The 9,169-nt window shown below is 45.7% G+C and carries 9 protein-coding genes and 1 pseudogene; 7 read left to right on the forward strand and 3 right to left on the reverse strand.

Annotation, left to right across the window (positions count from 1 at the left end; all coding sequences use genetic code 11):
* Positions 1 to 313 precede the first annotated feature (313 nt).
* From metA to ACZ25G_RS01115, 3 genes are all read left to right on the forward strand, one after another.
* Entirely contained in the window at positions 314 to 1,240 is a 927-nt protein-coding gene (metA, locus tag ACZ25G_RS01105; protein WP_463681242.1) for a homoserine O-acetyltransferase MetA, read from the forward strand.
* 73 nt (positions 1,241 to 1,313) lie between these two features.
* Positions 1,314 to 2,240: a radical SAM protein gene (locus ACZ25G_RS01110; RefSeq protein WP_463681243.1), complete on the forward strand. Its 927-nt coding sequence runs from the start codon at positions 1,314 to 1,316 to the stop codon at positions 2,238 to 2,240.
* Positions 2,241 to 2,281: 41 nt separating this feature from the next.
* Complete coding sequence (locus tag ACZ25G_RS01115; protein WP_462933622.1) at positions 2,282 to 3,163, forward strand: pyridoxamine kinase; 882 nt, start codon at positions 2,282 to 2,284, stop codon at positions 3,161 to 3,163.
* A gap of 88 nt (positions 3,164 to 3,251) precedes the next feature.
* Here the strand turns inward: ACZ25G_RS01115 and ACZ25G_RS01120 are convergent, their stop codons facing one another.
* Complete coding sequence (locus ACZ25G_RS01120; protein ID WP_463681244.1) at positions 3,252 to 4,487, reverse strand: DNA polymerase Y family protein; 1,236 nt, start codon at positions 4,485 to 4,487, stop codon at positions 3,252 to 3,254.
* 200 nt (positions 4,488 to 4,687) lie between these two features.
* Between ACZ25G_RS01120 and ACZ25G_RS01125 the strand changes: the two genes are divergently transcribed.
* The gene (locus tag ACZ25G_RS01125; RefSeq protein ID WP_191483249.1) at positions 4,688 to 5,095 is read left to right on the forward strand and encodes a VOC family protein; all 408 of its coding nucleotides are present in this window, start codon (positions 4,688 to 4,690) and stop codon (positions 5,093 to 5,095) included.
* Between the two features lie 147 nt (positions 5,096 to 5,242).
* Here the strand turns inward: ACZ25G_RS01125 and ACZ25G_RS01130 are convergent, their stop codons facing one another.
* Entirely contained in the window at positions 5,243 to 6,523 is a 1,281-nt protein-coding gene (locus tag ACZ25G_RS01130; RefSeq protein ID WP_463681245.1) for a S1C family serine protease, read from the reverse strand.
* A 259-nt stretch (positions 6,524 to 6,782) separates the two neighbouring features.
* Here ACZ25G_RS01130 and ACZ25G_RS01135 point away from each other — a divergent pair, with 259 nt between their 5' ends.
* The 3 genes from ACZ25G_RS01135 (at position 6,783) to ACZ25G_RS01145 (ending at position 8,674) form a co-directional block, all read left to right on the forward strand.
* On the forward strand, positions 6,783 to 7,310 hold the full coding sequence (locus tag ACZ25G_RS01135) for a phosphodiester glycosidase family protein (RefSeq protein WP_463681246.1): 528 nt from the start codon (positions 6,783 to 6,785) through the stop codon (positions 7,308 to 7,310).
* 1 nt (position 7,311) lies between these two features.
* Positions 7,312 to 7,572 (forward strand): hypothetical protein, encoded by a 261-nt coding sequence (locus ACZ25G_RS01140; RefSeq protein ID WP_463681247.1) that lies wholly within the window; start codon positions 7,312 to 7,314, stop codon positions 7,570 to 7,572.
* Positions 7,573 to 7,948: 376 nt separating this feature from the next.
* Positions 7,949 to 8,674 (forward strand): P-type ATPase actuator domain-containing protein, encoded by a 726-nt coding sequence (locus tag ACZ25G_RS01145; protein ID WP_463681248.1) that lies wholly within the window; start codon positions 7,949 to 7,951, stop codon positions 8,672 to 8,674.
* A 29-nt stretch (positions 8,675 to 8,703) separates the two neighbouring features.
* On the opposite strand, the pseudogene ACZ25G_RS01150 reads toward ACZ25G_RS01145, so the two are convergent.
* Positions 8,704 to 9,117 (reverse strand): annotated as a pseudogene (locus ACZ25G_RS01150) (recombinase family protein); the annotation flags it as partial.
* Between the last annotated feature and the right edge of the window lie 52 nt (positions 9,118 to 9,169).

Here is a 9,169-nt window from a genome sequence, read left to right on the forward strand (position 1 = left end):
CAATATATTTCCCAAATCTTTTTTCGCTATCTCAGCTCTTTTCCGGCCTCCCGGCCCTCTCTCCGAGACAGCTTGTTTATTTTAGCATAGCTTGTTTCGGTAGTCAATACCTTTTTGGCCAAAAATTTGATCTTTTTTTCAAAATCTTATCTTTCTCTCGATTCTTCCTTATTTTTCTCCACTTTTTATCCCATGATTGCATATCTCTTGCTTCTCGTCAAGGATTTTCTCTCTTGTAATCAGGCAAGTGAATGGTTATAATTGAACTAATCCCTATATAATATTAGTAGATTGCCACAAGACGGAGGAAATTATGCCAATCAATATTCCTGACGGATTGCCCGCGCAGGCCGTACTAGAAAGTGAAAATATCTTTGTCATCAATGAGCATCGCGCTACTCATCAGGATATTCGGCCGCTACGCATCGTGATCCTTAATCTGATGCCTAAAAAAATTGAAACAGAAACGCAGCTTCTGCGGCTACTGAGCAATTCCCCGATCCAGGTGGATATTGAGCTCCTGCTCACTGCTTCCCATGTTTCTAAGAATACCCCCAGCGAGCATCTGCTCAAATTCTATAAAACCTTTGACGACATCAAGGATGAGCGCTTTGACGGTATGATTATCACCGGCGCGCCGGTAGAGCAGATGGATTTTGAAGAGGTAGATTATTGGCCGGAACTTTGCCAGATTATGGCTTGGAGTAAAACCAATGTTTATTCTACCTCCCATATCTGCTGGGGTGCCCAGGCTGGACTTTACTATCATTATGGTATTCCCAAGCATCCCCTCCCCCATAAGATGTTTGGTATCTTTCCCCACACTACCTTGGTGCCTGACCACCCTCTGCTCCGAGGATTTGATGAGCGGTTTATGGCGCCTCATTCCCGCCACACCACCATTCTGAGGGAAGATATTGAAAAGCATTCTAAGCTGGAGATTCTAGCGGAGTCGGAAGAGGCTGGTATTTATATAGTAGGAAAGAAAAACGGACGTCAGTTTTTTGTCACCGGACATTCTGAATACGACCGGGACACCTTGGCTACCGAGTATTTCCGGGATGTGAATCTGGGGTTGCCGATCCAGGTACCGAAATATTATTTCCCTGGCGATGACCCCCAAAAAACGCCGTTACATATCTGGCGCGGACATGCCAACCTTCTTTTTTCCAACTGGCTCAACTATTTTGTCTATCAAAGCACTCCCTTTGACCTTTCAAAAATTGAAAAAGAGATATAATCCGCAGGAATTTCTATAGGCAGAGGGCAATTCCCCTCTGCTTTTTATATCTATTCTAAATGAGGTGATCATGATGGAGCCGTTGCAACACGCTTTTGGGCCTGTCCCCTCCCGGCGGTTGGGAAATTCTTTGGGACTGAGCCCCATTCCGCCTAAAACCTGCAACTATTCCTGTACCTACTGCCAGCTGGGACGTACCAATCATATGACCGGCAATCGCCAGGCGTTTTATCCGGTGGAAGAAATCATCAGAGAATTCGAACTGTATCTTAAGGATGCGGATAAATTTGACGTCGTTACCATTGTCGGGGAGGGAGAACCTACCCTTTACGCTGGGCTGGGGGAATTAATCGATCAGGTAAAACAGCGCACAGATAAGCCGGTGGCCGTCATCACCAACGGCGCTCTGCTCTGGGACCCCCAGGTGCGGAAAGAGCTGGCGCAATGTGACATTGTCCTCCCCTCTCTGGATGCTTGGGATGAAGAAACCTTCCGGGCCGTCGACCGTCCCTTGGGATCCCTGGACTTTCAGAAAATCCAGCAGGGCCTTGTGGATTTCTCCCATGAGTATACCGGACAACTCTGGGTGGAAATTATGCTCTGCGGAGGCGTTAACGACAGTCAGGATTCTATTGATCACTTTGCCCAGATCCTTCAAAAGATCCGCTATGACCGGGTGTATATCAACACCCCAGTCCGTCCCCCGGCTGAACCGGATGTTCGGGTCGCTTCTCCAGACTCCATTCAATACGCAGTGGAAAAGCTGGGTGCCATCTCCATTGATATGCTCAGCGCCGGGTCCTTCTTCAGCGAGATCCCAGATGATTATGAGGCCATCCTTTCTATTATTGCCCGGCACCCTATGAACCAGTTTGAGGTGGCAAGTTTTCTGGAAAGCCGCTGTGTCTCCAACAAGAACAGTATCCTCGACAAGCTGCGGCATGATTCTCGTGTGGAATGTGTCGATTATAAAGGAATTCTTTCTTTCCGACGCAAATAGGCTTACTAATTGTATAAATTATATCAAATAATACTAAAAGGATGGTAAATGTGGAAGATTCTATCAAAAAAGTAGCGGCAATCCACGATTTATCGGGATTTGGAAGGGCGTCTCTCTGTTCGATCATCCCCACCCTATCCACAATGGGCGTACAGGTCTGTCCCCTGCCCACAGCGATCCTCTCCAATCATACCGGCGGCTTCGACCACTACAGCTTTGTGGATCTCACCGATTCTATGGAGGAATATATCGATCACTGGAAGCGGCTGGGACTTCATTTCGATTGTGTCTACTCCGGATTTCTGGGCTCCACCCGGCAGATCCATATTGTGGCCGATTTCATAGACTATTTCGGTACTCCGGATAATTTGGTGGTGGTAGATCCTGTCATGGGGGATAACGGCTCCCTTTACAGCTCCATGACCGAAGAGATCATTCCCCAGATGAAAGGGCTGATTGCCAAGGCGGATATCATTACCCCTAACTTCACCGAAGCCGCCTTTTTATTGGGAGAATCCTGCAAAGACAGGATCAGCGATGAAGAAATCAAGCAGTGGTTGCTCCGTCTCAGCGAGATGGGGCCGGATGTTGTCATCATCACCAGTGCTCCGGAGGAACAGTCTTCCGGCAACACCAATGTAGTGGCCTATGACAGAAGAAATCACGCCTTTTGGAAGGTGGGATGCCGGTACATTCCCGCCTCCTATCCCGGCACTGGAGATACCTTCGCCAGTGTTGTTATCGGGAGCCTCCTGCAGGGAGACAGTCTGCCCGTCGCCATTGACCGGGCTGTTCAGTTTATCTCCCAGTGCATCAAAGCGAGCTATGGTTTTGATTATCCCAAACGCAACGGTGTTCTTCTGGAAAAGGAGCTAGGTATTCTAAAGATGCCGGTGCTCATCAGCGGGTATGAGATGCTGTAATCATCCATTCCACAATACAAATCTAAAAAGGGACAGGGAGTGCCTTCAGGCACTCCCTGTCCCTTTTATCCTGTATAGGTTTTCGTCTTTACATTATATTTCCCGGAAGTGTCCTGATCTTCCTGTCAAAATCGGCAATTTTGGTCCTTCCCAAGAGGGTGGCCCGCATCACTGATTTTTTTCCATATTTCTCCCGCACATGATCGATGCTTTTTTCCAGCCTTTCGGTCTTTTCCTGTGCGTAAGGGTCCTGTCCCAAACAAGTTTGCCCGCAAAATATGTCATCCGTTAGCTTACAAGCCCGGACGCCCACGGCACGGATGTCCCGGTTCCATCTGTAATGTTCCTCAATGAGCCGGGTGGCCGTCTTGGAAAATTCCGCCACTGTACGCTCTGGTGTAAAGAAGTGGCCGCTGTATTCCCATACCTGTAAACTCGTGTCCTTTACATGGGCCGTTACCACCGAGGCCTTGCACTGATGCCTGCGCAATTCCCTGCACACCTCCTCACTGAGGGCCAATACTACCTTTTTTACTTCCTCCATATTTTCCAGGTTAGCGGTGCAGGTGGTACTGCGTCCGATGCTTTTAATCGGCGGTTCATATCCTACAGGAGTGACAGGGCTTCGGTCCTCCCCCCTGGCGTATAGCCAAAGCAGCTCCCCATTTTTTCCCAAAAGTCGTTTCATATAACTGCAATCCGCCGCTGCTATATCCCCGATACAGGAAATCCCCACACTCTGTAGACGTTTGTCCGTATGATGGCCCACTCCCAGCAGATCGGCGGCCGGAAGGCCCCATATTTTTTGGCGGAAGTCCTCCCGGGAGATGACGGTAACCGCATCCGGCTTTTTTAAGTCACTTCCCAATTTGGCAAAAATTTTATTGAAGCTGACCCCCACCGAAATGCACAGTCCCGTTTCTTTCTTTACCGTATCTTTGATCTGATAAGCGATTTCCTCCCCGCCTCCAAAAAGCCGCTGGCTTCCTGTTATATCCAACCAGCATTCGTCAATGCCAAAAGGCTGCACCAAATCGGTATAACGGCTGTAGATTTCCTGTACCATTTTGGAATAGCGCAGGTATTCCCTGGGATGGGGCGGTACAATCACCAATTCCGGACATTTGCGGCGGGCTTGCCACACCGGTTCTCCGGTGCAGATGTCAAACTGTTTGGCTAGTTCGTTTTTTGCTAGTACAATGCCATGACGCTCGTCCTCCCTGCCACAGACCGCCATAGGAACCTGCCGTAAAGATTCATTTTGCGCGCATTCTACCGAGGCATAGAAATTGTTCAGATCACAGTGAAGAATGACCCGTTCCATAAGATCACCTCGAAAAAACATTCGTTTTCTTTATTATATATCTGAACGCATGTTCTTGTAAAGTCCCTTTCCTAAAAAATAAAATCTATTTCTAACAATAGATTCTTTAAAGCCTTCCGATGTCATATATCGGGAGGCCTTTTTTCATCAGAGCCAAAACAACTTTTTACTACATACTAAATTAATAACATGTCAATGACCTGGAAAAATCCTTAGATTTTTATTGCAACAAATTGGGAATGCGAAAAGCATTTAATTTTAAAAATGACGATGGTTCAATCTGGATTCAATACCTTGAGGCCGCCCACGAGCAGTTTATCGAGTTATTCCCATCCAAGAATATTTCGCAACAACCCGGCCAGAGTTTTTTCCATATTTCTCTTCAAGTGGATGATCTGGATGCGGTACTGGCTGAACTGAAAACCCGCGGTGTGCTGTGCTATAACGGTCCAGAAGGCGCTCTTGCCAAAGATAAGCCACTTGATACCGCTTTTGTCGCCTGTTGTAACTCAAAATGCGCTTGGCTCCAGGATCCCGATGGAAACTTTATCGAATTTATGGAGCTAACCGATAGGAGTGTTCACCGTCATTTTAAGGACAACGATTAAAAAACTCTTCCTTTAAGGGTTTTCCCCAGATATTAAATTTTATCACCTACAGTAAAGGCCGTTGGCTATAGCCAACGGCCTTTACTGTAATTTACACCTTATAAACAATATTTTCACATAGTAACTTCTTCTATTTTTAAGACTGTTTTAATTGCTCTGAGAAGAAAGTGAGGGTTGCGCTTCAAATGTCAACGATAGCTGAAGTATTTGATTATTTCGAATAATTTCGACTTTTACAGTATCGCCTGCACTGTGAGGCTTCTTAACAGCAGAGAGCTCTTGCATTGAGGTTATATTTGTCCCATCCATTTTGACAATCACATCACCACTTTGTAATCCTGCTGTTTCAGCTGCGCTACCTTTATCGGCCGAATATACATATACCCCTCCACGCAGCCCATTTTGCTGAGCAAAGGCTTGTGGAAGGGTTGCTGCTGTGATGCCAATACATGCCTTATTGGTCACACTTTTATTAGTCATAAGATCCTTGGCAACCGAAAAGGCATCATTGATGGGAATTGCAAATCCGAGTCCTTCCACAGGATTCGTGGCATAACTGGAATATTTAGCGGAAACCACCCCAATTACTTCGCCATACTCATTTAAAAGAGGGCCACCGGAATTTCCCGCATTAATAGAAGTATCCACTTGAATCATTTGGTAGGGAACTCCCGAAATATTGATCGTACGATTTGCACAGGAGATAATTCCGCTGCTCATTGAAAAGGTAAGTTCTCCCAATGGATTTCCAATGACAAGCGCAAAATCTCCTACGTTCACTCCAGAGGAATCACCTATTGTAACCGCAGATAAACCGTTCGCGTTGATCTTTAATACTGCAATATCGTAATCTGTATCACTGCCTACAACTGTAGCATCATAAGTAGAACCAGAATAAAGGGTGACCTTAATATTGTTTGTTCCATCAACTACATGTGCATTTGTCATGATGTAACCATCATTGGTGATAATAAAGCCAGAACCAGAGGAAGCATATGGAACCGACTGGCCGAAATAGTTTGTAGTAGCTCCGGAACAGTTGATAGATACCACACTGTTGACATTTGCCGCATAGACTTCAGCCGTTGACATCTTCATTGAGCTGTCAACTGCTTTTACGGATACCTGCTGCACGGTACGGCTACTCAGATTAACCTGCGCTGCGGTTCCTGGAATTTTTCCAGCTCCATATAATATTCCCGCACCTAGAATTGCTCCAGCCAAAATATAGCACATAGCGATTTTCATCTCTTTAAATCCAGGCTTCCTTTGGGCTACTTTACCATCTATCCCGCCTTCGGAGGATACCACAGGAATTGCGGGTATTTCTCTCCAATGGGTTAAAGAGGCGTTTTTTCCATCTTGTTCAGGTGCAGTACCCTTGAAATTTTTAAAACGTTCATTCCATTTGTAATCGTTGCCTAACATCTAAAAACACTCCTTATAATAATTTGAGGAAGTGGAGTGTCCAGCATTCCACTTCTGTTTATAAAGTTAGCTGCTTCAGATGATAGCATCATGAAAAAGAAATGAGTTTTTTCTCATTTTTCAACCACAATTATAACAAAATAAAGAATGCCTGCTCAGTCAAGATCTCTTAAAAGGAATAGAAATCGTCACTTGTGTTCCTTTTCCATATACCGAGCATCTTACCAATATGAGCCGTGATGTAAATTCGGTTCTCGCCATGAACGGTGATTCCTATTGTTACAATCGTCAGCACACTGCCGGTGTTTTGATTCGCAATGGTATCCTTTACCGGGCAGAACCTACCAATTCAGATGTCTGTATCTTATATAAAAATGGGGAAATGAAGACATATTCCCCCGATCAATTTAATCTCCAGCAGGTCATGAAAGACGGCGCTTACCAATCCTGGACCTTTGGACCCAATCTGCTAGACAATCAAGGAAAAGCTTTAAGTCTCTTCAATACCTGGAGCTACATTCGCGAATCACATCCAAGAAGTGCAATTGGCTATTATGAGCCCGGACATTATTGCTTTGTGGTAGTTGACGGCCGTCAAACGGGTTATTCTAGAGGAATGACGCTGCCAGAGCTAGCGCAGATTTTTGAAAGTCTAGGCTGTTCAGCTGCCTACAATCTAGACGGTGGGCACTCTACCTTCATGACCATGGGAGATCAGGTAGTAAATCATCCATACAGTTCCAAACATCAAATTGTAGACTGCCTGTATTTTGGAGAGGTGCAGTAAAATGACAAAAATTTTTAGAATTATCCCACACACGCTTATTGTGCTTGCTTTAATCTTTATCGTGATTGAAGTTCTGGATTGGTACAACCCATATATGAACTTTTTAGGACTGAGTATTTCCACCGTTTTGATGATTGCCTTTTGCTTGCTTTCTTTAGTACAATCTGCCCGTATGATCTTTTGCGAACAAAAATTGTCGGAAGTCCAGTATAAAAAAGTAAAGATGGATAAAAGGAACCGGGCAGGGTCAAAAAAAGCGTAACCAGAAACGCAATATCAGCTGAAAGCGGCTCAGCGGGATATTGTGTAGCCGATAATCTTTGAAAGGCCAGGGAAATCCCCTGGCCTTTTATTCATACAGAAAAGTTTTAAATAATGCCTTTCCAAAAGATAACATTTTTATAAACTGGAAAAACGAATGCTGGTTTATAAACTGTTTAACGTTGATTTATTCGATTTTTAACCCTGTGGAATACGCTAAATTCATAAATTGAAAGAAAACGGAGATGTTTCATATGGAGGATTTTTATAAACCTTCACATTTGTCCGGGCTTACTTCCGAACAAGTTCAGACCAAGAAAGAAAATGGGAAGCAGAATATCCAGCCGGAAAAGGTCACAAAGTCGACAAACCAAATTTTGAAGGATAATATCTGCACCCTGTTTAATTTATTTAATGTGATGATCGCCATTGCTCTGGCTCTCGTGGGAGCATGGTCCAACCTGCTCTTTATCCTGATCATCGCCCTGAATACGCTGATCGGCATTGTGCAGGAGCTTCATGCCAAGAAATTGGTGGAGAAACTTTCACTTTTATCGGCGCCCACAGCGAAGGTTATCCGCGATGGGAAGGCCTCTGAAATCCCTGTGCAGGAGCTGGTGGAAGAAGACGTCGTTGCATTAGAATCTGGAAAGCAAGTCTGCTCCGACTCGGTTATTCTAGCGGGGGAGGTAGAAGTAAACGAATCCCTTTTGACCGGAGAGTCCGACCCCGTACCAAAGTCTGTCGGCGATCACCTTCTTTCCGGCAGCTTCATCATCAGCGGTAAATGCAAAACTTGTGTGGAGCATGTAGGAGCGGAGAATTACGCAGCTAAAATTGCCTGTGAAGCCAAAAGACTGCGTGGCGTTCATTCTGAGCTGCTTTCTTCGATGCGAAAGGTCACCCGGTTTACCGGTTTTCTGATCCCGCCGTTGGGGATACTGCTCTTTTTGGAGGCTTTTTTCCTGCGGGGCGATATGCTAAACCATGCTGTCGTTACCACTGCCGCTGGATTACTTGGCATGCTTCCAAAAGGCTTAGTCCTTCTCATTAGTATCAGCCTGGCAGTGGGCATCATTTCCCTCGGAATAATGGCCGGATGATTGTCCTTGATGTAGTACTGAGGGAGTTCTCCATTGTTCTTCTTGACCTTGCCTTCAATGAAATCTGCCGTGTAGGTTTTCTGCAGCAGGACGTCACCCATGTACTTCTCGTTCTGTAGGATGCGTTGGATGGCTTCCGTGCTCCAGTTTTGATTGCCGGTGGCGGTTGGAACACCCATGCTCTCCAATGTTTTCTTTATGGTACGCAGGCTATCGCCATTTAAGTAATTCTGAGCGATCAGCCGGATGATCTTCGCTTCTTCAGGCACGATTTCCGGCTCACCATCCGGCCCTTTGCGATAGCCCAAGAAGTTCTTATATCGGAAACTGAACCGGCCCTGCCGGTAGCCCATGCGTATACCCTTGGTCACGTTGCCGCTGATGGATTCGCTCTCGGCCTGGGCGAAAGAACTCAGGCAGGTGAGGATCATCTCGCTGTTCATATTCGAGGTGTCAATGTTTTCTTTCTCAAAGATGACCGGAATGCCCCAGCTT

The sequence above is a fragment of the Zongyangia sp. genome (assembly GCF_965361945.1).